We start from the raw sequence: 23,375 nt of genomic DNA on the forward strand, positions 1-23,375 counted from the left end.
GCACCAGGGACGGCTGCTCCTCCTCGACCACCTTGGCCAGCAACTTGGCCACGGCGAGCGACTCGACGCGTTCGTCGGTCTGCACATGAATCGCGCGATCCGCGCCCAGCGCCAAGGCGGTACGCAGCTGTTCCTGGGCTGCCTTGGGGCCGATCGTCACCGCCACCACTTCCGTGGCCACGCCTTTTTCCTTCAGGCGCACGGCTTCTTCCACGGCGATTTCGCAGAAGGGGTTCATGGCCATCTTGACGTTGGTGAGGTCGACATCGCTGTGGTCCGGCTTGACCCGGATCTTGACGTTGTAGTCGATGACGCGTTTGACCGCGACGAGTACTTTCATGCTTTCCTCGCTTGGCTCGTTTCAGAGCCTTTAACCTGATGAGTATCCCGGCAACAACTACCGAGCGCCTCGTGGTGAAAAAATTCGACAATGCCAGACATCGTTGATGTTCGTGGCCCACTATATGAATTCATGCAAGCGTTTGATAGGTGCTTTAGTAAAAAACCCTTCTAATCTGCCATAAGCACCGCGCTTTCAACAACACCTGGCAAGTACGGCCTTGGTCTTAGATCATGGGTAAGCATAATCACCAACATACCCACCTGCGTCGAGATGATGGCACGATCAGGTAAAATTGGCAGCAGCGCAGCGCTTTTGGCATCGTAGGGGTGACCTTACAGGGGTATTATGCCTATTATGGGACACAACCAGAAGCAAACGACCGTTTTAAATTTGTCGACGCATCACTTCCATGCGGTGCGTACCGAATGAGGAGAAGCCAGGGTGGAAAACGTTGAACGCGATGTAATGGAATTTGATGTGGTCATTGTCGGGGCAGGACCGGCAGGGCTTTCTGCCGCTTGTCGCTTGATGCAACAAGCTAACAACGCTGAGCAGGAATTGACGGTTTGTGTCGTCGAGAAAGGCTCCGAAGTGGGCGCCCATATTCTCTCCGGGGCTGTATTCGAGCCCCGCGCCTTGAACGAGCTTTTTCCCGACTGGAAAGACCGTGGTGCACCACTGTCCACCCCGGCCACGCGCGATGAGGTCTATCTTCTCAAGGATGCCCAGAAGGCCCAAAAGATACCTAACGCCCTGGTTCCCAAAAGCATGCACAACACCGGCGGCGACCAGACCCGCTATGTAATAAGTGCCGCCAACCTGTGCCGCTGGCTTGGTGAGCAGGCCGAAGAACTGGGTGTGGAAATTTTCCCCGGGTTTGCGGCTCAGGAAGCCATTATCGATGAAAGTGACATCGTGCGCGGCATCATTATCGGCGACATGGGGGTTGCCGCAGATGGCACGCCCAAGGACAGCTATATGCCGGGCATGGAGCTGCGCGCCAAGTACACCCTTTTTGCCGAAGGCTCACGCGGCCATCTAGGCAAGCATTTGATCAGTACTTTTCATCTCGACGAAGGCAAGGACCCTCAGCATTACGGCATCGGTTTGAAAGAGCTGTGGGACGTGCCCGCCGAAATACACGAACCAGGTCTGGTACTGCACGGCTCCGGCTGGCCGCTGGACAAGCACACCCACGGCGGTTGGTTTCTATATCATGCCGAAAACCAGCAGGTGGTCGTGGGCCTGATCATGGATCTCTCCTACCAGAACCCCTGGCTGTCGCCGTTCGATGAATTCCAGGGCATGAAACACCATCCAGTGATTAGCCGGCACCTCAAGGATGGCAAACGCGTGGCTTACGGGGCGCGAGCCATCACCAAAGGTGGCCTGAACTGCCTGCCCAAGATGACATTCCCGGGAGGCCTATTGATCGGCTGCGATGCAGGCACGCTGAACTTTTCCAAGATCAAGGGTCTTCACACGGCCATGAAATCCGGCCTGATTGCGGCTGAAACCGTATTCGACGCCATCAAGGCCGGCGACGAAGGTGGCAAGGAATTGACGGACTTCACCGCACAGTGGGAGAAAAGCTGGGCGCACCAGGAGCTTGAGGAAAGCGCCAGCTTCGGCCCGGCGCTTCACAAGTACGGCACTGTGGGCGGCGGCGCCTATAATTTCGTCGACCAACTGCTGGGCGGCAAACTGCCTAACCTGCATGACACCACCACCGACCATGGCGCCCTCAAGCCGGCGGCGGAATTCGAAAAAATCACTTATCCCAAGCCGGATGGCAAGCTCTCGTTCGACAAGCTCTCCTCGGTATTCCTGTCCAATACCAACCATGAAGAAGATCAGCCTTGTCACTTGAAGCTCAAGGATCCCGAGCTACCCATTCGCGAGAACCTGCCCATTTACGACGAACCGGCACAGCGCTATTGCCCGGCCGGGGTATATGAAATCGTCGAGGACGAACGCGGCAAGCCCCAGTTCCAGATCAATTTCCAGAACTGCGTGCATTGCAAGACGTGCGACATCAAGGATCCGGCTCAGAACATCAACTGGATCGCGCCGGAAGGTGGTGGTGGCCCGAATTATCCCAATATGTAACAGCAACTTTAAACGCAAAACGATGAAAAGGGCATGCCGTGGCATGCCCTTGCGTTTTTTACAGCGCTATTGGTTCGATGGGCGCGCGATTGGCCACCAAGCGACGCTTACCTGCCTTGACGAACTGCACCTCCAGAACAGGATTATCCGGCGTGTTCTCCACACTGAGCACGGCGCCTTCGCCAAATACCGCATGATGCAAGCGTTGCCCTACCCGAAAGGTGGTGGGCCCATACCCTGCCCCCGGCTCAGCTACCGCCGGTGCCACAGCTTCCTTTACCTTTAGCTCAGCCCCTACGGCATCCAGGTAGCGCTCGACCAATGCCACCGAACGTACCGGGACGGGGCGACTGTTTTCCGGCGCTTTCAGGGCTTCAGCCACGCAGACGCTATCCTGCCAGGCGCTTTCCCCAATAAACCGACTGGGACGATGCTCTCCACCGTCATGCAGCAGTAACAAGCGCTCGCGCGCCCGGGTGATCGCTACGTAGAACAAACGGCGCTCTTCTTCCAGACGCGCCTCGTTCAAGGGGTTGTCCCGGCTGTAATGCGGAAAATCCTCTTCGTTGACGCCCGCCACCGCCACCAGCGGCCACTCCAATCCCTTGGCGCCGTGTACCGTGGTAATCAGTATCCCCTCGGCATGGTTTTCGACCGGCCGTTCGAGCAGTTCGATGAAGGCGTCCGGATCGCTGACGTCTTGGGCCTGCTCGATCAGCACATCCAGCAGCCGTACGTCTTCCTCACCCTTGTCGCGACGCGCCGCGGCACGCTTGAGTATCTTCTCGGCGTCGATGGCTTTCACCACATAGGCCAGCAATTTGGCCGGCGGCCAGGCGCGCAGTTTGGGCAACTCACACAGCAGCTCCCAGCGGCGCTTGAGATTACGTCGCTGGAGAGGCTTGAGATCGGCCAGTGCGGGGTCATGGCGCTCCGGCCACTGCTGCGTCTGGGCCAGTTGCCGGGCAAGGCTGACGAGGCGGTCACGGGCGACAAAAGGAGTGGGCTGCGAGAACAACAAGGCAAGGTGAGAGGAGTCTTGCAGCAGTGCCGGATAACGCGATAATTTGAGGTAGCCGGCAAGCGCCTGCACTAGCGGCAAGCGAAACACGAAACGGTCATCGTGAGATAGCCGGAACGGCTGCCCCGCTTGCAGCAGCGCCAGCTGTACCGGCACTGAAAGCGCCCAGCTGCGCACCAGCAGGCAGGCTTCATTCAGCCCGCGCCCCTGCTGTTGCCATTCGCTCAAGGTTTCGAGTAATGCTCGGTTGCCTTGGCCTACCTCAATCCGGGTAACAGGATTACCGGGAGCCGCCAGACAAAGCTGGTCCGGACGGCGCTGATTGGCGGCAATCGCATGGTTGGCCGCCAGTGCCAGCGCATGGCCATGGCGAAAGGTCGTAGAAAGCGGGTAGTCGGTTGCATCGCCGAAGGTGGCGGTGAAATTCTCCAGCATGGTATCCGGGCGAGCACCGCGCCATTCATAGATACATTGGTTGGCATCCCCCACCGCCATCACTGCCGCCTGGTTGCCTGCCAGTACCGCCAACAACCGCTGTTGCGCGGCATTGATGTCCTGGTACTCATCCACGATCACATGATCGAGAAAGCCTTGCACCCGCGCCTGAGATGACTCGCTGGCTTCGAGCGCCAGCAGTGGCCGGTACAGCAGATCGGCGTAGGTCATGACATTTTGCTGAGCCAGCAGACGTTCGGCTTCTTCGAAAGCGGCGGGAAAATAATCGGTATCAGCATCGAAATCCAGGCGAGCATAAAGCTCGCCGGGTTCGGCCACTTCCGCCTTGATCAACCCACAATAATGCGCCAAGGCTTCCAGACGCTCGCCTTCCAGCGCAGCATCGCGACGTTCACGGCTATGTGCCAGTACATTGAGCGTGGCCTGGCGCAACAGGCGTTCCACTTGCCAGTCGGCCGAGAGTAGCTGACGAGGCGTCAAGGCGCCCCACCGGCATAGGCTCTGGGTCAGGCGATGCCCCAGGGAATGAAAAGTGCGCACATCGGGTAGCGTCTGGCGAGATTGGGCCATCTGCTGCAAACGGCTTTGAAAATCCTCCCGGGCGGCACGATTGAACATCAGCACCAGCATGCGCTTGGCAGGCACACCCTGATCGAGCAGATGCAGCACGCGCGCCGCCATCGTCGTGGTCTTGCCCGCCCCCGCCACTGCCGCCACCCGCGCATGGCCGTGGCCATGGTCGATGACCGCGCGTTGTTCAGCGGTTAATTTCACAGCGCCTCGCTGGAAGATGTGTCGTCATCCATCCGGCCTACCGGATGCCAGCGGCCGGCGCTTTCCACACCCAGTTCGCTGCTCCCTTTATCGTGCGCACGCAACGTGGCAGCTTCCACCAGTTGATAGTAGACGTTGCGATTGAGCCGTGCGGAAAGTCCGTAACGTATCGGCACTTCCGGCACCCATTCACCCTGAGGCGTTTGAGTGACTCGTAGAGGATGCTCGCCGTCCAGTCGGACACGATCGCCCAGTTGCGTGGTCAACCACCAGTCACCGCCTTCAAGGTCCGCTTCGACAATCACCAGCGGCAGGTCTTCCACCTGGATACGCCAGCGCTCCACCGGGGTTACCAGGCAATAGCCTTCCGGGTCACGACGCAAAAGGGTGGCCAGAAGACGTACCAGCTTGGGTCTCGAGATGGGCTCACCCTCATGCCACCAGCGGCCATCGGCGGCAATGCATAGGTCCATGTCTCCCGAGAGCGCCGGCTGCCAGGCTTCCAGAGGAGGAATACGGTCAGCGGGGCCCAACTGACCCAACAATCTATCGAAATTCATCGACCTCTCCTCCGCGGCACATCGGCCAACAATAGGTGTCTTCAAACCCTGTTTTTCAAGTACCGTTCTTCAAGGACTATAGCAGCCCGGCTTGCGTGAGCGCATCACGTACCTCGGGACTTGCCTGCGGAGCGGCTTGCTGAAACAGGCGGTAGAAATTGGCGGTAGTCTGCATGGCGACTTCATCCACACTGATATCGCGTACCTGGGCGATACATTCAGCGACTTCCACCACCCAGGCCGGCTCGTTGGACTTGCCCCGATGAGGAACAGGCGCAAGGTAAGGGCTGTCGGTTTCGATCAATAAACGATCCAGCGGTAGCTGGCGCGCCAAGTCACGCAGTGCCTCGGCATTGGCAAAGGTGACAATGCCCGAAAGCGAAATATAAAAGCCCAGGCGTACCGCTTCGCGCGCCATCTCAATATCTTCGGTAAAGCAATGCAGTACACCGCCGATACGTGGGTCGGTATGTTCTCGCAACAGAGCCAGGGTATCCGCCTTGGCATCTCGCGTATGCACGATGACCGGAAGTTCAAGTTCACGGGCGGCGATCAAGTGGTTTCGAAAGCGCTCATGCTGGCACTCACGGCCGGGCACGTTATCGTTGCCCAGATAATGGTAATCCAGCCCGGTCTCGCCGATCGCCACGGCGTCGAATTGCTCGGCAGCCGCCTTGATCGCCTCGACACCAGGTTCTTCGGCCACAGTGTGCAGCGGATGCACGCCCGCGGAGATCACCACATCCGCATGAGCGCGAGCGATCTCGGCAAGCCCGGGCAGCTCTTCCAGCGTCACGGAGATCGCCAGAAACTGGGTAACCCGACGAGCGCGGGCGGCGTCCAGAGCAGCCGCCAGGCTCCCCCCATGGGTGTTTTCCGAGAGACGGTCCAGGTGACAATGAGAATCGACGAACATGCTAATCTCGACAGCAGAAAACAGCGGAAATGCAGCCGTAAATGGCCACACGGAAAAATCGGCTAATTAGAGGGTATAGGTCGGCGCGCCCTTGTCGAGCTGGCCGGCCAGCAAGGTTTCCATGCGGTCGCGGACCGTATAATCCTGCTGGCTGAAATGCACCCCGATGCCGGGAACCCGACGACCGGAGACCCCTTCGGGCGACACCCAGGTGACATGACCGGAGACCGGCAAGCGCTCGCTTTCTCCCGGCAGCATGAGCAGCAGGAACACTTCCTGCCCCAGGCGATAACGTTCGCGAGTGGGAATGAACATTCCTCCTCGGTCAAGAAAGGGCATATAAGCCGAAAGCAGCGTCGGCACATCCTTGATGGTCAGTGAAAGCGCTTTCTGAGTCGCCATCATGGTCTCCTTGAGGCGAATACCGGGATACGTCAAGAACGCAATAACGCGGACCAGCGCACCAGCCATGCCTCCAATACCAGCTGAGGGTTAGGGTTGGCGCCCGCACTCAGCAGGCGGCGTTGCTCACGGGCGTAATCGAGCAAACGAAACCAGTCCTGGACACGGGCGTTTTTCACCGCCTGACGGTAAAGGGGTAGCAGATCCGGGTTATGCAGGCTGTCGGCGGCGCCAGAAAGCCCCAGGCGAATCAGGTCCTCCAACCAGGCGATACCGTACCACAGGATGGCATCTATCGCTTGGCGGTCAAGCCGGGCGGCCTCTGAAACCGGCTCGGCACCACGCACCAGTTGCTCGAAGCAGTCGTGGGTCTGATGACGCAAGGCACGCGCCTCGGGTGCCGCCAGTTCTACCGCTAACAATGGCAAACCCCCGGCGACCTGCCACCAGAAGCTCGCTTCTTCATCACTACCCAAGCGCTCGCTCAACCAGGCGCGAGACGCCGCAAGCGATACCCTGGGCAACGGCCAGTGCTGGCAGCGCGAGCGAATGGTCGGCAAGACCCGTGAGGGGCTGTCCGCCAACAAGATGAACAAGGTATTGGTGCCCGGCTCTTCCAGGCTCTTCAACAGCGCATTGGCCGCGGCAATGTTCATGGCTTCCGCCGGGGTAATCACGATGACGCGATAGCCGCTTTGCTGCGCCGTCTGCGAGACAAAACGATTGATTTCACGTACCGGGTCGATACGTATCTGACGCTTGCCCTCTTCCGGCGACACACGCATCAGATCGGGATGATAGCCCGAGGCCAGCATATGGCAGCTATGGCATTGGCCACATGCCTGAATGCCCGGCCGGGTGCAGAGCGCTCCCGCCACCAGGGCATCGGCGAGCTGCTGCTTGCCGACCCCATGCGGACCACTAAAAAGGAGCGCATGCGGCAGGCGCTGGCTATCCGCCAGGGCGTTTAGCTGCGCCCATAGCGACCGATGCCAGGGTAAGGCCGAGACTAACGCCATGCGGGCACCCGCTCTTGCAGAACGCTCGCCAACTGGGCCTGCACCTCGTTCAAGGCGGGCTCGGCATCGATCACGGCAAACCGCTCGGGTTCTGCCAGGGCGCGCTTGAGATAGCCATGGCGTACCGCATCGAAAAATGCCGTCTGCTCACGTTCAAAGCGATCTTTCTGCTCGCCCCTTGTCTGCAGCCGTGCCTCCAGACGCCGACGGGCGGCCTCTGGGGTCATGTCGAACAGCAGGGTCAAGTCAGGAGTCAGCCCTTGCTGCACGAAGGTTTCCAGGATGGCGATACGGGACCCGGCAATGCCGCGCCCGCCCCCCTGGTAGGCAAAGGTGGCATCTGTGAAACGATCGCAAACCACCCAGGCCCCACGTGCCAAGGCCGGGCGAATCTTCTGGGCGAGGTGTTGAGCTCGGGCGGCGAACATCAGCAACAGTTCGGCATCGGCATCCAGCGGTTCGACCGGAGAGGGATCCAGCAATAACTGCCGAATGGCTTCGGCGCGCGGCGTTCCTCCCGGCTCGCGGGTCTGCACCACCTCGATTTCCTGCGATTCCAGCCATGCCACGACCCAGCCGAGATTGGTCGACTTGCCGACGCCTTCGCCGCCTTCCAGAGTGATAAAGCGCCCACGTTTATGCATAAAGATCCCGGATGCTCAAAAGTTAGCGATTACGAATATAACGATTCACCGCATTATTATGCTCACGCAGGGTACGCGAGAAGTGGTGCGTGCCATCGCCACGCGCAACAAAATAAAGCGTTTCACCGGGCAAAGGGTCGACCGCAGCTTCAAGTGCAGCACGCCCCGGCATGGCAATGGGTGTCGGCGGCATGCCATCAATCACATAGGTATTGTAGGACGTGGCCTGGCGCAGGTCCGCTCGGGTGATACTACCCTCATAGCGCTCGCCCATACCGTAAATCACGGTGGGATCCGTTTGCAGCCGCATGCCTTTTTCCATTCGCCGCTTGAACACCCCGGCAATTTCGCGCCGTTCTTGCGCCGCTCCGGTTTCACGTTCGATCAAGGAGGCCATGATCAGCGCCTCGTAGGGAGAGTCGATGGTCAAGTCATCTTGACGCTCCGCCCACACCTGTTCAAGGACAGTTTCCATGCGCTGGAGCGACTGACGCAGTAGTTCCACATCACTCACACCCTTGTGATAGCGGTAGGTATCGGGGAAAAACCAGCCTTCCGGATGCTGTCCTTCGCGCCCCAGCAATGCCATGACTTCCGCATCGCTCATCTCGGCGGTACGCTTATCCAGCTTCGGCGCAGCATTCAAGAGACTGCGCATCTGGCGAAAGGTCCAGCCTTCGGGGACGGTCAGCGTATAAGTGACCACTTGATCGCTACCCAGCAACGCCATCAGCTCGCGCCCGTTCATGCTGGGTTCCAGTTGATACTCGCCGACCCGCAAACGTGGCACGGCCTCAGGCTCCAACCGCGACAACAGGCGATACGCCCAGACGTCCTCGATTATCTCCCGCTCGGCAAGTTCACTCACCACCTGATGGAAACCGGCACCCGGCGGCACCTCATACAGATAAGGAGCATCCAGCGCCAACGGTTTCTCCAGGCGGTCTTGCCAGTAGCGGTAGCCACCGAACGCCGCTATACCGGCCACCCCTACCACGACGACCAATACGGTCAATAACCGTTTCACCATTGCACCTCGTTATCTCAGACGCCTTGCCTATGCGCGGCACCAGACTTTTTTCAATTGAATTCTTTCAACAGAACTCGGGGTAGCCGAGCAGGCGGTTTGCCATGGCTTGAAGCCGGCGTGACGCCATCCCCAGCGACCAACGTTGCCAAGGGGCACCGTCGCTATCCAATAGTTCAGCCACCGGCCACATGCCCTGAACCGAATTGCCGACCCATAACGCCTCGACGTCACTAAGTTCTTCGATATCCAGGTGCGCTTGGGTTACCTCACCGGCATTGAGCAAGGCCTCACGCAAGGTGCCGGCCACGCCGCACTGGTCCAGATACGGGGTAAAACATTGCCCTTTATGGCACCAGAAAAAATTCATGCTGGTCGCTTCTATCACCCGGTCGCTGTGGTCCGCGACCAGGCCTTCGACAATATCAGGGGCCTGCCATTCGTTTCTGGCCAATACGTTTTCCAGCCGATTGAGATGCTTGATACCCGCCAGCCTGGGTTGATGCCCCAGACGTAACTCGCATAGACGAACCCGGACGCCGTTGCGCCAATGCCGCACCTGGGGGTGAAATGGCGCCCGGCTGCTGAGCAAGCGCGGAACAACCTTTTCGGGACAGGCATAGCCTCGCCCGCCACTGCCACGGGTAACTATCAACTTGAGCACTTCAAGCCCTTCACCGCCACCACCCATGGCAGCGTCCAGGGCAACTTGAGCCGGATATGGAATATCGAGAAGGCGACAGCCTCGCTTCAACCTGGCGAGATGGTAATCCCACAGCAACGGCCTGCCGTCACGCAGCAACACGGTTTCAAACAGGCCGTCGCCATAAGCCAGACCGCGGTCGTCGAAGGGAACCTGAGGCACTTCCATCCCGGGTCTTAGACCCGCTTGAACAGCAGCGACCCGTTAGTGCCACCAAACCCGAAGGAGTTCGACAGCGCCACGTTGATCGGCATGTCACGCGCCGTATGCGGCACGTAGTCCAACCGGCAACCTTCCTGCGGATTGTCCAGATTGATGGTCGGCGGCGCTACCTGGTCGCGAATGGCCAGCACACTGAAAATCGCTTCCACCGCGCCGGCGGCACCAAGCAGATGACCGATCATGGATTTGGTCGAACTGACCGCTACCTGCTGAGCGGCATCGCCCATCAGCCTTTCGATGGCGCGACTTTCCGCCAGATCCCCAGCGGCCGTGGAGGTGCCGTGAGCATTGATATAATCCACCTGGGTGGGGTCGAGCTGCGCATCCTTGATGGCGTTTTTCATCGATAATGCCGCGCCGCTGCCATCTTCCGGAGGGGCCGTCATGTGGTAGGCATCATCGCTCATACCGAAACCCACCAGCTCGGCATAGATGTTGGCGCCACGCGCCTTGGCGTGTTCATACTCTTCCAGCACCAGAACCCCAGCCCCATCGGAAAGCACGAAACCATCGCGATCCCGGTCCCATGGGCGGCTAGCGGCTTCGGGGTCATCGTTACGTGTGGAGAGCGCCCGCGCTGCCGCAAACCCACCCAGGCCCAGCGGGGTGGTAGCCATTTCAGCGCCGCCACACACCATCACATCGGCATCGCCATAGGCGATGGTACGTGCGCTATAGCCAATGTTGTGGGTGCCGGTGGTGCAGGCTGTGGTAATGGCGATGTTAGGTCCGCGAAAACCATGCTGAATAGCCAGGTTGCCGGAAATCATGTTGATGATCGAACCGGGCACGAAAAACGGTGAAATACGCCGTGGGCCGCCCTTTAGCATGGCATTGTAATTATGCTCGATCATGGATAGGCCGCCGATGCCGGAGCCGATGGCAACGCCGATACGGTCGGCATTGCCATCGGTGCACTCAATGCCGGAGTCGTTGATCGCCTGGGCGCCCGCAGCCATACCGTATTGGATGAACATGTCCATCTTGCGGGCGTCCTTGGGATTGAGATAAGGACTGATATCGAAGTCCTTGACCGACCCACCGAAACGCGTGCTGAAACCGCTGGTATCAAAATCCTCGATCGTTGCGATACCACTCTTTCCCGCCACGATGTTCGACCATGATTCGTCGACGGTATTGCCCACTGGGGTTACCAGGCCTAGCCCGGTTACCACTACCCTTTTTCGCCCCATCATTTTTCCTCCAGGCATCCTTGGTGACACGACCCGGCAGGGTCATTTGCCGCTCATTATAACGAACAATCGTCATCGGGTTCATTGTGAGCGTAAAAGCAGAGGGCCGCCCTGCATGCAGGACGGCCCTCTGGATGCAGACCTGAATGGCCCACAATGGTTAGACGCAGTCGTCACAGCCCTTACTGGTGGGTGTTCACGTAATCGATTGCTTCTTGAACCGTGGTGATTTTTTCCGCTTCTTCATCTGGAATTTCGGTATCGAACTCTTCTTCCAGAGCCATGACCAGCTCAACGGTATCAAGAGAATCCGCACCCAGGTCTTCGGTAAAGGAAGAACTGTTCTGGATGTCCTCTTCCTTGACGTTCAGGCGCTCAGCCACAACCTTCTTCACGCGCTCTTCGATGGTACTCATTGACGTACTCCAGTCGTTCACACAAGCCGTTTTGATAACGAGCCGTTTGGAAACCGCAACACAAAAGCTGCGGGGTAGTTTATAGACGCCCTCAGGTCGACGCAACCGTCGGCCATCAGGCCATCAACGCATATTCATGCCGCCATTGACATGCAATGTCTCGCCGGTGATGTAGCCAGCGCTTTCGCTGGTCAAAAAACCCACGGCGGCAGCGATTTCTTCCGGTGCTCCCAGGCGCGACAGCGGAATCTGATTGATCAGCATATCGTGCTGCGCTTGCGGCAGCGCCTGGGTCATGTCAGTGGCGATGAAGCCCGGGGCCACCGCATTGACCGTAATGGCACGTGAGGCGACCTCCCGAGCCAATGCTCGGCTAAAGCCTTCCATGCCTGCTTTGGCGGCAGCATAGTTGGTTTGACCTGAATTTCCCATGGTCGCCACCACCGAACTGATCGACACGATACGCCCGAAGCGTGCCTTGGTCATCCCCCTTAGGCAAGCCTTACTCACGCGATAGACCGATTTTAGATTGGTATCCATCACCGAATCCCACTCGTCTTCCTTCATGCGCATGAGCAGATTGTCGCGGGTAATGCCGGCATTATTGACCAGGATGGTAGGCGCGCCGAAGCTTTCGCCGATCTCCTTGAGCAGGGAGTCGATACTCGCCTGGTCGGTCACGTTCAGGCAACGCCCACCGCCCTGGATGCCTTGCTCCTTGAGATCCGCCTCGATTTTTTCAGCGCCGGACTCACTGGTTGCCGTACCGATAACGATACGCCCCTGGCGTCCGAGTTCATGAGCAATGGCGCGACCGATGCCACGGCTGGCCCCGGTCACCAGAGCGACCCTATATTCCTGTGTCATAATTTACTGCCTTCAACGGGGTGAACAAACAAGCATAGCGTAACAGCCATGCCGATCAGGCGTCCCCGGCCAACGTTTCACGGGCCAGTCCCAGTGCGGCTTCCAGGCTGTCCGGATCGTTGACCGCCAATCCTTTGCTGCCACGCACGATGCGTTTATTGAGGCCGGTAAGCACCTTGCCGGGGCCACATTCGATAAACACGCGAGCCCCTTGCTCGGCCATCGCCTCCACGCAGGAGGTCCAGCGTACCGGCTGATACAACTGCTCGACCAGGCGCGTACGCAGTGTCTCGACATCGGCATGCGCCTGGGCATCGACATTCTGAATCACGGTATAGCGTGGCGGACGCATCTTGATATTCGCCATCGCTTGTGCCAATTGCTCCGCTGCCGGGCGCATCAATTCGCAATGCGAAGGCACGGAGACCGGCAAGGGTAGCGCACGCTTGGCACCGGCTTCCTGGCAAGCGACAATCGCCCGCTCCACGGCCGCCTTGCTGCCGGCGATCACTACCTGGCCGGGTGCATTGTAATTGACGGCAGCCACCACTTCGCCCTGAGCGGCTTTGAGGCAAGCCTCTTCAACCACAGCGCCTTCAAGCCCCAGGATAGCGGCCATGCCCCCCTCTCCCGCCGGTACGGCTTGCTGCATGGCCTCACCGCGCAGCTTGACCAGCTGAACGCCTTCGGCAAAGCTCAGCACGCCGGCGCAGACCATGGCGCTGTATTCCCCCAGGCTGTGCCCGGCCATGACACCCGGGCGCGGGCCTTCGAGCTCCTGCCAGACCCGCCAGATCGCGACACTGGAGGTCAATAGCGCCGGCTGGGTGCAAGCCGTGGCATTGAGTCTCTCTTCCGGGCCTTCCTGCACGAGCTTCCACAAATCGTAGCCTAGTGCCTCCGATGCTTCTTCGAAGGTCGTGCCTACTACGCTATAGCGCTCGGCCAGCTCCCGCAGCATTCCCAGCTGCTGAGAGCCCTGCCCGGGAAAGATGAGGGCAAGGGGTTGAGACATGTCGATCACCTTTGCTCTTGTTAGCATTTGCTCTTGTGAGCGATAAGAGCTGACCACAGTATTCCTGTACCGCAGAGCCAGCTCCATTTAAAAAATCGAAAACACGCAAGCGCATCATCGAGCACCGATCAGTTCAAGGTAGCCGAATGCGCCGTTAATTGTGTCGCCAACTGACCAGGCAAGTTATGTTCAACTTCCCGCACAGCGCGCTTGATCGCATAGTGGAATCCATCGGCGCCCGTACCACCATGGCTTTTCACGACGATGCCATCAAGCCCCAGTAAACTGGCACCGTTGTAGCGCACCGGGTCCAGTTCTCGCTTGAGACGTTTCAGCACTGGACGCGCCAGCAGGCTCGCCAGACGACCACTCCAATGGGCATCAAAAGCCGACTGAACACGCTCCACCAACATACCGGCCAAACCTTCACTGGCCTTGAGCACGGCATTGCCCACAAAACCGTCGCACACCACCACGTCCAGCTTGCCGCCGAATAAGTCGCCTCCCTCAGCGTAGCCTTGATAGGCAAAAGCCCCCTCGGCTGGATAAGCCCGTAGCAGCGTATCCGCCTGGCGCACATTAGCGCTGCCTTTGGTGGCTTCCGCCCCTACGTTGAGCAAGGCGACCCGCGGCATGGCGACAGCATCCACATGGCGTGCCATGACTGCCCCCATCAAGGCAAAGTCGACCAGGCGAGCTGCCGGTGAATCGACGTTCGCCCCCAGGTCGAGCAGATAACAGCGCCTATCGCCACGTGCGGGAATCGCTGTGCTGATGGCCGGCCGAGAAATGCCAGCCACCGTACCCAGCGTCTGTCGTGAAAGAGCTACCAAGGCTGCCGTATTGCCCGCACTGACGCCAGCCTGGGCCTGGCCATCAGCCAGGCTTTGCAGCATTCGCGCCATGCTTGTCTGCTTGCCATGGCGTAACGCCCAGGCGGCGGTGGCCTCTTGACCGATAACATCGGGGGCATCACACAGCACCAGACGTGACGTTGCCGCGGCCATGGGCCGCGGCAAGCGTGAAATTTCAGCATGCAACCGCTGAAAAGGGCCGAACAGCAAAAGCTCCAGCGCTGGATCATCCAAGGCAGCTCGGGCAGCTCCGACGATCATGGCATGAGGCGCTTCATCACCCCCCATGACATCAATGGCGATGCGCACGATTCAACCCCTGCAATCGGCCATTCAGAAGAGAGGCTTAGACCTCAACTACCTTGCGACCGCGGTAGAAGCCGTCCGAGGCAACATGGTGACGCAGGTGAGTCGTACCGGTTTCCTTGTCCTGGGACAGGGTCGGTGCGCTCAGCGCATCGTGACTACGACGCATGCCGCGCTTGGAACGGGTTTTACGGTTCTTTTGAACTGCCATGAGTCATTACTCCAAGATATATAGCGTAAAAAATGCGTTACTTCTTGCCTTTCAAACTCTTGTCTTTCAAGGCTTTGAGTACCGCAAATGGATTTTCGGCAGCCGGCTTCGCCACTTCGCTGTCCGTGTTGCTGACCAACTGCTCCGCCGAGACATGACAATCAGCCTCGTCGTGATAAACCACCTGCGGCAAACTGAGGATAAGTTCATCCTCGATTACCGTCAGCAGGTCCAGCTGTTCATTTTCCACCAGCACCGGTTCGTGACTGGCAGGCAAATCAGCAGCAAGCGTGTCGCTGGTCACCATCCCCAACAGGAAGTCACTTTCGACCGCTTGGGCCATAGGCTCCATGCAACGGCGGCAAGGCAATGCCAGCGTCGCTTGAAGGTGTCCACGTATTTCGCGACGTCCCTGGGCATCGGCACCAAATTCCAGTACGACATGACAGTCGCCGGTTTGGGGGCCGACTTCATCGGCTAGACGTGGCAATTGATTCATTGCCACGCTGCCTTCCAGTCGTTCGCGGCGGGCTGCAAGCTTATAAGGCTCAACCCGGCTGGGGAGTTGTGAGGTCAACATAGGCGCGCAATGATAGGCACTCGCCCTGCCCCTGTCAAAGCCATCGCGGACAAATCTTGATATAGACTATCGCCATTTCGTCCCGCCGCTTATCCTGATGCGCCTGACACCATCCTTTTTATTCTCAGGAGGTTCGCCTTGCCTGCCACCCCGCCCTCGCTCGACCCAACCCTGGTGCTCGCCTCCAGCTCGCCCTGGCGGCGCGGCTTACTCGATCGCCTGCGGTTACCCTATCAGTGTCATAGCCCTGATATCGACGAAACGCCCCACCTGGGGGAAACACCTCGAGCACTCGTTCACCGCCTGGCGATGAGCAAAGCGCATGCCGTCGCCGAACGCTTTCCCGCGCATTGCATCATCGGCTCCGACCAGGTTGCGGTGTTCGAAGGCGAGATTCTGGGCAAACCGCACACCAAGCAACGCGCCCGAAACAACCTGGCGCGCTTTTCCGGTCAACGGGTGACGTTTCTCACGGGACTGGCGCTGCTGGATACGCGCCACTCACGCCATCAGGTACATGTCGAGCCATTCGAGGTGGTGTTTCGCAGCCTCACAGAGGCCGAGATTCAGCGTTATGTCGAGAAAGAACAGCCTCTGGATAGCGCTGGCAGTTTTCGCATGGAAGGACTGGGCATCGCCCTGTTTGAAAAGCTGGAAGGGCGCGACCCCAATGCATTGGTCGGCCTGCCGTTGATAGCACTATGCGACATGCTGCGCCAAGCCGGGCTCGACCCCCTTGGCGCAGATGATACTTAAGCTCGAATCTGAGCCTTTAGCGGGCTTGAAAGCGTAACGGTGACGCGGATACTTCCAGCCCCAGCACTTGAGCGGCAGTGCGGGTAAAACCACGGGTAAAACGCTCGAAAGGATCAAGCTGGGGCGTATAATCCACCCACTGAGGTTCAGGCAAAAGCTGGCGGCCCACATCCTCCATGCTGGCCAGCGTATCGATCAGACCTAGCTCGAGGCTCTGCGCGCCGCTCCAGACCAGACCGGAGAACAGCGCCTCGTTGTCACTCAAGCGGTCACCGCGGCCGGCGCGAACGGCATTGATGAATTGCTGATGCGTATCATCCAGCACCGCTTGCCAGAACCGCCTGTCCTCTTCCTCGAACGCCTGAAAAGGGTCGAGAAACCCCTTGTTGTCTCCGGCCGTCAGCAAGCGACGCTCGACACCCAGCTCGGACATGGCTTCTTCGAAGCCAAACCCGGAATAAGCCACGCCGATGGAGCCGACCAGGCTGGCTGGGGACGCCACGATTTCATCAGCGGCAGCGGCAATATAATAACCGCCACTGGCCCCGATATCCTCGATGACCGCCACGATAGGCTTGTCTCCCGCTTCACGCAGTCGCATTACTTCAGCGTAGACACGCTGAGACTGCACAGGGCTGCCACCCGGGCTATCAATATGCAATATTACCGCAACGCTATTTTCCGCCTCCCAGGCACGCCTCATCCCTTCAATGATGCGCTCGGCACTCGCCGGTGAGTCTCTGGCGATGACCCCTTGGATCTCCACCACGCCGAGATGGTCGCGACCGAATTCTGCTCCTCCCGGTCCTTCCCAAAAGAAGCGATAAAAGGGAGCGAACAGCAGCGCTGCGATCAACGCGATCAACAGAAAGCGAAAAAAAAGCTTCCAGCGGCGACTGCGTCGCTGCTCGGCAAGCACGCCCCCAATCCAATGGTCGAGCATATCCAATTGTGCCAGTCGCTGACGCTCACGCAGCGTCTCGGCATCGTCGCCGGGAAAACCGGTCGCCTCATCGGATTTTCCTGATTTCCCCTTGCGCGAGTTTTTCAGCGCAACTTGAGGACCTTCCGTCCACGGATCGTCGTTGCCGTCGCCCACTTCTGTCTCCCGGTCGGCGTTTCTGCGGTTACGGGCATCGTCTACGGTCGAGGTATCGTCGCTCATGAAATATCCTTATCGAGTCCAAGGAAGCGAGCCGGCATCAGCCATCTAGCCAATCGAACAGCTCACCCACAGATTCCGCCACACATACCGGGCGGCTGGCGGCCAAACGCTCCGGCGCATGCACCCCGTAAGTGACGGCGACACGATCCATTCCCATGGCTCGCGCCATTTCCAGATCATATTCAGTATCGCCGACCATCACCGCACGCTCCACCGGCACTGCCAATTCAGCGAGAAGCTCTTCAAGCATTTGAGGGTGTGGCTTGGAACGGGTTTCATCCGCTGTGCGGCTACCATGAAACCAGCCTCCACTGGCGGTCTCGGTAAATATACGGTCGAGTCCACGCCGGCTCTTGCCCGTGGCCACGGCCAAACGCTGCTGCTCGCGCTTGCGAAGTCGCGCGACACCGGTTTCCACGCCGTCGAAAAATGCCATGGGGGTCATATCGAGCTCAACGAAATGCTGCGCATAGCGGTCATGCACACGCTGCGCTTGCGCAGCCTGAATGCCCGGGCACAGCACCGCAATCGCTTCCGGCAAGCCCAGGCCGATGATGTCGCGTACCGCCGCACTTTCCAGCTCGCCCCACTCGGCTTCAAGCGCGGCGGCCTGCATGCAGGAAACGATACGCGGCACCGAATTCATCAGGGTACCGTCCCAGTCGAAGATGATCAGCTCGTAGCGCATATCAGTTCCTTTGCTTGCTGCGTGCCCGTGTCAGCACGGACTCCAACACCTCAGGCAGTGGCGCCTTCACCGTGACCGGACGTCCATTATTGGGCTCTGGAAAGGTCAAGGAACGCGCATGCAGAAACAAGCGGTCCACGCCCAGTCGCGCGGCTACTTGTTCGCTGCCCCGAACGCCGTACTTGCTGTCCCCCAACAAGGGGTAGCCGGCGTGGGCGGCATGCACTCGAATCTGGTGGGTACGGCCCGTCACCGGTTCCGCTTCAATCAAGGTAGCGTTTTCGAAGGTTTCCACCACGGCGAAGTGGGTGCGCGCCACCTTGCCTTCGGGGTCGACACGTACTCGGCGTTCGCCATTGCCCAATTCAAAGCGCTCAAGCCGTCCACTGACGTAACTCTTGCGCGCCGGCCAGCGCCCTGCGACCAGGGCGAGATAACGCTTGTCCATGGCATGTTTTTTCAACGCTTCATTGAGCGTCAACAGGGCTTCGCGCGACTTAGCCAACAACAGGCATCCAGAGGTGTCCCGATCCAGGCGATGCACCAGCTCCAGAAAATCCAGGTCGTCGCGCACTTGGCGCAAGGCTTCAATCAAGCCGATCTTGACCCCGCTGCCGCCATGCACCGCAAGACCCGAAGGCTTATTAAGCACCATCCATTGCGGACCTTCCATGATAACACTGCCCACGAGAAGGTCGCGCAGATTGTCGCTGACTTCCTTTACCGCCTCCCGAGGCGCCAGACGCAAGGGCGGAATGCGCAATAGATCACCCGCCACCAACCGATAATCAGCCTTGATGCGCTTTTTGTTAACCCGCACTTCGCCTTTACGCACAATCCGATAAATCAGGGCGCGTGGCGCCCCTTTCAGGCGCGTCAGCAAGAAATTATCAATGCGTTGACCCGCCTGTTCCGGGGCGATTTCCACCCACTGCACTTCACGCCCTTCGGCCATGCCGAACTCTCCTGCTTCAACGCTGAAAACGGCATTCTAACGTAGTGCCCGACGTAATGCGTCAATTGCCGGTGACAGGCTTTACTGTTATATTCCAAACTGCATTCACTCCATGCGATGCGAGTGTAAAACCATCGCTGGAGAACGCGCCTGCCCGACCAACACGCAGGCCGGAGCACGACTAATTGAATAGCAACATTGGATAACGGCGTGATTGGATAATAATCCATGCGTTGGTGTCATTACATTATAGAAAAATACACAGCACGAAATGCAGTAAAACCTACCGTCCTGTCGCCATCCCCGCTGTCAATGGATTCAGCGTAATAAAGATAGGCAGACGGCAGGTTTACGTGACCCTGACAATGTTTCGGGTCATTGATTAACGCAACGCCCGGCACGGCGCCACCTTCACGTCACAAGGTGATGTCCGGGCCAGGTGACACACTCAACATCGTGCCGGTGGCCGGCGTTGGCGAATCGATGAATGCCAGGTGTGGGCGGAGTCAGCAGGGCCGGATGGGCGTGACACCCACCGAAACATGTCCTGCCTTTGCCACGTACTCCACATGATCAGGCACTGAAAAGACGCCATGTCTCTTCACTGCCGGGTGCTTTTGCATCTGCGACATGACAGTACAAGCACATAGCATCCAGCGGCTCGACTGCGCGGCCTCTTCTATGCAGGTACACATGACCGGTATAGAAGCACGTGCCGACACGTAACGTCATGCGAGACAACATGAAACGGATGCTTATCAATGCGACCCAGCCCGAAGAGCTGCGCGTCGCGCTTGTCGATGGTCAACGCCTATACGACCTGGACATCGAGTCCGGGGCGCGGGAACAGAAAAAAGCCAATATCTATCGTGGCAAGATCACCCGGGTAGAACCTTCACTCGAAGCCGCCTTTGTCGACTTCGGTGCGGAACGTCACGGCTTCTTGCCCCTCAAGGAAATTTCCCGCGAATATTTTCTCAAGGACGTTTCCGGCCGACCCAGCATCAAGGAAGTCCTCAAGGAAGGCCAGGAAGTTACCGTTCAGGTAGACAAGGAAGAGCGCGGCAACAAGGGCGCCGCCCTGACCACTTTCATCAGCCTGGCCGGGCGCTTTCTGGTATTGATGCCCAACAACCCTCGCGCCGGCGGCATCTCGCGGCGCATTGAAGGGGAAGAGCGGGCTCAACTCAAGGAAGCCATGGGCGATCTGGCCGTGCCCGACAAGATGGGCCTGATCGTGCGCACCGCCGGTATCGGCCGAAGCCCCGAAGAGTTGCAGTGGGATCTCGACTACCTGTCCCAGGTATGGGACTCGGTCACCGATGAAGCCAGCAAGCGCTCGGCACCCTTTCTGATTTATCGGGAATCCAATGTCATCATTCGCGCCATGCGCGACTACCTGCGCCAGGATATTGGCGAAGTCCTGATCGACAGCCCCGAAGTGCACGCGGAAGCCTTGGCGTTCATTCGCCAGGTAATGCCCTCCTACCAGCAGAAGATCAAGCTCTACACCGATGAAGTGCCGCTGTTCTCGCGCTTTCAGATCGAATCCCAGATCGAGACCGCCTACCAGCGTGAAGTCAAACTGCCTTCCGGTGGCTCGATCGTGATCGACCATACCGAAGCGTTGGTCTCCATCGATATCAACTCGGCACGCGCCACTCGCGGCAGTGACATCGAAGAAACCGCCCTTCAGACCAATTCCGAAGCGGCCGACGAGATCGCCCGCCAGCTACGTTTGCGTGATATCGGCGGCCTGGTAGTGATCGACTTCATCGACATGGGGCCGGCGCGTAACCAGCGTGAAGTTGAAAATCGCATGCGCGATGCATTGAAGCTGGATCGCGCCCGGGTTCAGATCGGACGCATCTCACGTTTCGGCCTGATGGAAATGTCGCGTCAACGCCTGCGGCCTTCTCTGGGTGAAACCAGCGGTGTGGTCTGCCCACGCTGTAACGGCCAGGGCACCATCCGCGACGTGCGTTCATTGTCGCTTTCGATCATGCGCTTGATCGAAGAAGAAGCCATGAAAGAGCGTAGCGCCCAGATCCGCGCCATCCTCCCGGTCCCGGTAGCGACTTACCTGCTCAACGAAAAACGCAGCGTTCTGGCGGATATCGAAGCACGTCAGGACGTGCGCGTCTTGCTGCTGCCCAACCCGGATATGGACACCCCGCACTACGACGTCCAACGTCTGCGCGATGATCACATGGACGAAGAAGGTGCTTCCCTGTCGAGCTTCGAGCTTTCCACGGACACCGATGTTGGCAAGGAGCCGGACCCCGGCTTTACCCCGCCGGCCATGCGTGACGAAGCAGCCGTCAAAAGTGTGGTGCATAGTGCCCCCGCTCCGACGTCCCTGCAAAAGGATCATCCAGCAGCTCCGATACCGGAGCCAGAACCGGAACCGACGGCACCTCCAGCAGCGACGCCCAGCAGAACGCGGGCAGCACCTGCACCCAGCGCACCCGCCCCCAGCGCACCAGCCGCACCCACACCTCGTGGCGAGGCCTCTACCGGCGTCCTCAACCGCTTGATCCGCGGTATGGCTAAGTTCCTGGGCGGAGAAGAAACATCCACCCCCCCACCCCAGGAAGACGCTGCCAAGCAAGAGCGTCAGCGCCCGCAGAAGCCCGCCGAGCGTTCACGCGAAAGCACCCAGCGCAATGCCAAGGCCCAACCGGCCAGCCGCGAACAGCGCCCAGCTGCAGCGCGCAGTGACAAGCCGAGCAGCGATGAGCGAAGCGGCCCGGCCCGGACACGCAACAACCGCAACCGCCAGCAACGCCAGGAAGAGCCCAAGACGGCCCAGGACACCACTCCCAAGAGTGTGCGCAAGGAAAGTGACGCCCCCACCAAGGAGCGTGATACCTCACGGCGTGACAGTACGCGTAGTGAAACGTCTCGCGAAGCATCCGGTCGTGATACCGTCAGAGACGGTGGCGGACGTGAGAAAAGTGCCCGCGGCGGCAAGAACGAGCCCCAGGCTGCGGCAGCCGATACTCAGGTGACTCAGACGCAACAGCCGGAGCCGAAAGCCAAGCAAGCCGATGACAGGCAGGCTGACGACAAGCCTAAGCCTACCCGCAACAACCCACGTAACCGTACGCGCAAGCACGCCATTAGCCCTGAAGCGGAAAGCGAACAGCAAAAGCTTCAGGCTCGGGCCGTTGCGGAAGCCGCCAAGGCAGCCGCAGCAAGCCCGGCAACGGAAAGCGTCCCGGCTGAACCCACAGCGGCTGTAACCCCGCAACCGGCAACAGCCGAGAAAGCCGAGGACACCCAGCCCAAAACGGCACCCAAGGCTGAAGCTGAGCTTGAGGTTAAGGCTGAAACTGAAGTTGAAACCAACGCTGAAGCCAGCGTTGAAACCGAGGCTGCGAAAAGCGCTGAGCCCGAGGTGCAAACGCCCGTAGAAGCATCCGAGTCCCAGCACGAAGCAAAGCCAAGCAAGACCGCAGTCGAGGCGTCGCAAGCCCCCTCAGAAACTACCGAAGCCGCAGAAGAAGCGGTTAAGACAGTTCCTGAGCCGGTTGCCGAAACAGCTGAACCGGAACCGGTCAGCGAGAAGCCAGAAGTAGCGCCGGAACCTGCGCCGGTTGCTGACGCTCCAAAAACGCCTGAACCTGAGCCGAAAGAAAACTCAGAGCAAAGGACTGAAGAGCCTTCTGCCGACCAGCTGGCGCCAGCTGACGAAAAAGCGGCACCTGAAGAAGCTGTTGCTGAAAAGATGCCTGAAGAGGCCGTTCCTGAAGAGACCGTTGCCAAGACTGAAACACCGGCAGCTGGCCAACCGGCGCCTGCTGTTGCAGAAGAGGCTGATTCCAAAAAAGTGGGTAACGAAGAGACTGCTTCTGGTGACACGCCTGCTGAAATGACTATTCCTGAAAGCACCGAGGCTGAACAGTCGCCGACTCAGGAAACGTCAGAAGCCGCACCCATTGCCGAAGTGGAAAAGCCTGCTGAGGAAAAGGCCGAAGCCGGCACTAACATGGTGCCTGGCGAAATGATTCAGCCCACTGAAAGCAAACCGCCTCGCCGTCGCCGGCGTGCGCATAACGACCCGCGCGTACAGCGCAGCCAACAGCAGGAAGGGTCGTCTGACTAAGCGTGATTCAGCTGAATAGTTAGAATACCCAGCAAGAGAAAGAAAAAGAGCCCGCAAGCACTGCT

The 23,375-nt window shown here is 59.1% G+C and carries 22 protein-coding genes; 3 read left to right on the forward strand and 19 right to left on the reverse strand.

Going from position 1 to position 23,375, the window contains the following annotated elements; translation table 11 throughout:
* Positions 1–340: electron transfer flavoprotein subunit beta/FixA family protein (locus tag DU506_RS16795; RefSeq protein WP_422822341.1), on the reverse strand; the 340-nt coding region annotated here is incomplete at its 3' end.
* Positions 341–784: 444 nt separating this feature from the next.
* Between DU506_RS16795 and DU506_RS16800 the strand changes: the two genes are divergently transcribed.
* Complete coding sequence (locus DU506_RS16800; RefSeq protein ID WP_114488044.1) at positions 785–2,452, forward strand: electron transfer flavoprotein-ubiquinone oxidoreductase; 1,668 nt, start codon at positions 785–787, stop codon at positions 2,450–2,452.
* Between the two features lie 58 nt (positions 2,453–2,510).
* Here the strand turns inward: DU506_RS16800 and DU506_RS16805 are convergent, their stop codons facing one another.
* From DU506_RS16805 to DU506_RS16875, 15 genes are all read right to left on the reverse strand, one after another.
* A complete protein-coding gene (locus DU506_RS16805) occupies positions 2,511–4,703 on the reverse strand; it encodes an ATP-dependent helicase (protein ID WP_114488045.1) in 2,193 nt (730 codons plus the stop codon).
* The gene (locus tag DU506_RS16810) at positions 4,700–5,263 is read right to left on the reverse strand and encodes a DUF1285 domain-containing protein (RefSeq protein ID WP_114488046.1); all 564 of its coding nucleotides are present in this window, start codon (positions 5,261–5,263) and stop codon (positions 4,700–4,702) included. Before DU506_RS16810 ends, DU506_RS16805 begins: the two co-directional genes overlap by 4 nt.
* 76 nt (positions 5,264–5,339) lie before the next feature.
* Positions 5,340–6,179, reverse strand: a complete 840-nt coding sequence (locus DU506_RS16815) for a TatD family hydrolase (RefSeq protein WP_114488047.1) — start codon at positions 6,177–6,179, stop codon at positions 5,340–5,342.
* A gap of 66 nt (positions 6,180–6,245) precedes the next feature.
* Positions 6,246–6,581 carry a PilZ domain-containing protein gene (locus DU506_RS16820; RefSeq protein ID WP_114488048.1) on the reverse strand — a complete coding sequence of 112 codons (336 nt, stop codon included), beginning with the start codon at positions 6,579–6,581 and terminating at the stop codon, positions 6,246–6,248.
* A gap of 32 nt (positions 6,582–6,613) precedes the next feature.
* On the reverse strand, positions 6,614–7,600 hold the full coding sequence (locus tag DU506_RS16825) for a DNA polymerase III subunit delta' (RefSeq protein WP_114488049.1): 987 nt from the start codon (positions 7,598–7,600) through the stop codon (positions 6,614–6,616).
* Positions 7,591–8,244, reverse strand: coding sequence for a dTMP kinase (gene tmk, locus DU506_RS16830; protein ID WP_114488050.1), 654 nt, complete (start codon positions 8,242–8,244; stop codon positions 7,591–7,593). Before tmk ends, DU506_RS16825 begins: the two co-directional genes overlap by 10 nt.
* 22 nt (positions 8,245–8,266) lie before the next feature.
* A complete protein-coding gene (mltG, locus tag DU506_RS16835) occupies positions 8,267–9,274 on the reverse strand; it encodes an endolytic transglycosylase MltG (protein WP_114488051.1) in 1,008 nt (335 codons plus the stop codon).
* A 64-nt stretch (positions 9,275–9,338) separates the two neighbouring features.
* On the reverse strand, positions 9,339–10,142 hold the full coding sequence (gene pabC, locus DU506_RS16840) for an aminodeoxychorismate lyase (RefSeq protein ID WP_114488052.1): 804 nt from the start codon (positions 10,140–10,142) through the stop codon (positions 9,339–9,341).
* An 8-nt stretch (positions 10,143–10,150) separates the two neighbouring features.
* The gene (fabF, locus tag DU506_RS16845; RefSeq protein WP_114488067.1) at positions 10,151–11,389 is read right to left on the reverse strand and encodes a beta-ketoacyl-ACP synthase II; all 1,239 of its coding nucleotides are present in this window, start codon (positions 11,387–11,389) and stop codon (positions 10,151–10,153) included.
* Between the two features lie 182 nt (positions 11,390–11,571).
* The gene (gene acpP, locus DU506_RS16850; RefSeq protein WP_083005609.1) at positions 11,572–11,805 is read right to left on the reverse strand and encodes an acyl carrier protein; all 234 of its coding nucleotides are present in this window, start codon (positions 11,803–11,805) and stop codon (positions 11,572–11,574) included.
* A 123-nt stretch (positions 11,806–11,928) separates the two neighbouring features.
* Positions 11,929–12,672: a 3-oxoacyl-ACP reductase FabG gene (gene fabG, locus DU506_RS16855; RefSeq protein ID WP_114488053.1), complete on the reverse strand. Its 744-nt coding sequence runs from the start codon at positions 12,670–12,672 to the stop codon at positions 11,929–11,931.
* 55 nt (positions 12,673–12,727) lie between these two features.
* Entirely contained in the window at positions 12,728–13,687 is a 960-nt protein-coding gene (gene fabD / locus DU506_RS16860; protein ID WP_114488054.1) for an ACP S-malonyltransferase, read from the reverse strand.
* 128 nt (positions 13,688–13,815) lie between these two features.
* Positions 13,816–14,850, reverse strand: coding sequence for a phosphate acyltransferase PlsX (gene plsX, locus DU506_RS16865; RefSeq protein WP_114488055.1), 1,035 nt, complete (start codon positions 14,848–14,850; stop codon positions 13,816–13,818).
* A gap of 37 nt (positions 14,851–14,887) precedes the next feature.
* The gene (gene rpmF / locus DU506_RS16870; protein WP_114488056.1) at positions 14,888–15,058 is read right to left on the reverse strand and encodes a 50S ribosomal protein L32; all 171 of its coding nucleotides are present in this window, start codon (positions 15,056–15,058) and stop codon (positions 14,888–14,890) included.
* Positions 15,059–15,095: 37 nt separating this feature from the next.
* The gene (locus tag DU506_RS16875) at positions 15,096–15,638 is read right to left on the reverse strand and encodes a YceD family protein (protein WP_114488057.1); all 543 of its coding nucleotides are present in this window, start codon (positions 15,636–15,638) and stop codon (positions 15,096–15,098) included.
* Positions 15,639–15,776: 138 nt separating this feature from the next.
* Between DU506_RS16875 and DU506_RS16880 the strand changes: the two genes are divergently transcribed.
* Positions 15,777–16,394: a Maf family protein gene (locus DU506_RS16880; RefSeq protein ID WP_235825721.1), complete on the forward strand. Its 618-nt coding sequence runs from the start codon at positions 15,777–15,779 to the stop codon at positions 16,392–16,394.
* Positions 16,395–16,410: 16 nt separating this feature from the next.
* Here the strand turns inward: DU506_RS16880 and sppA are convergent, their stop codons facing one another.
* The 3 genes from sppA to DU506_RS16895 are packed head-to-tail and all read right to left on the reverse strand — an operon-like array spanning position 16,411 to position 19,202.
* Positions 16,411–17,559 carry a signal peptide peptidase SppA gene (gene sppA, locus DU506_RS16885; protein ID WP_114488058.1) on the reverse strand — a complete coding sequence of 383 codons (1,149 nt, stop codon included), beginning with the start codon at positions 17,557–17,559 and terminating at the stop codon, positions 16,411–16,413.
* Positions 17,560–17,596: 37 nt separating this feature from the next.
* Positions 17,597–18,247, reverse strand: a complete 651-nt coding sequence (locus tag DU506_RS16890) for an HAD family hydrolase (RefSeq protein WP_114488059.1) — start codon at positions 18,245–18,247, stop codon at positions 17,597–17,599.
* Between the two features lies 1 nt (position 18,248).
* On the reverse strand, positions 18,249–19,202 hold the full coding sequence (locus DU506_RS16895) for an RluA family pseudouridine synthase (RefSeq protein ID WP_114488060.1): 954 nt from the start codon (positions 19,200–19,202) through the stop codon (positions 18,249–18,251).
* A 742-nt stretch (positions 19,203–19,944) separates the two neighbouring features.
* Here DU506_RS16895 and DU506_RS16900 point away from each other — a divergent pair.
* Positions 19,945–23,310, forward strand: coding sequence for an Rne/Rng family ribonuclease (locus DU506_RS16900; protein ID WP_114488061.1), 3,366 nt, complete (start codon positions 19,945–19,947; stop codon positions 23,308–23,310).
* Positions 23,311–23,375: the final 65 nt, after the last annotated feature.

Source organism: Vreelandella rituensis (genome assembly GCF_003336665.1).
GTDB lineage: Bacteria > Pseudomonadota > Gammaproteobacteria > Pseudomonadales > Halomonadaceae > Vreelandella > Vreelandella rituensis.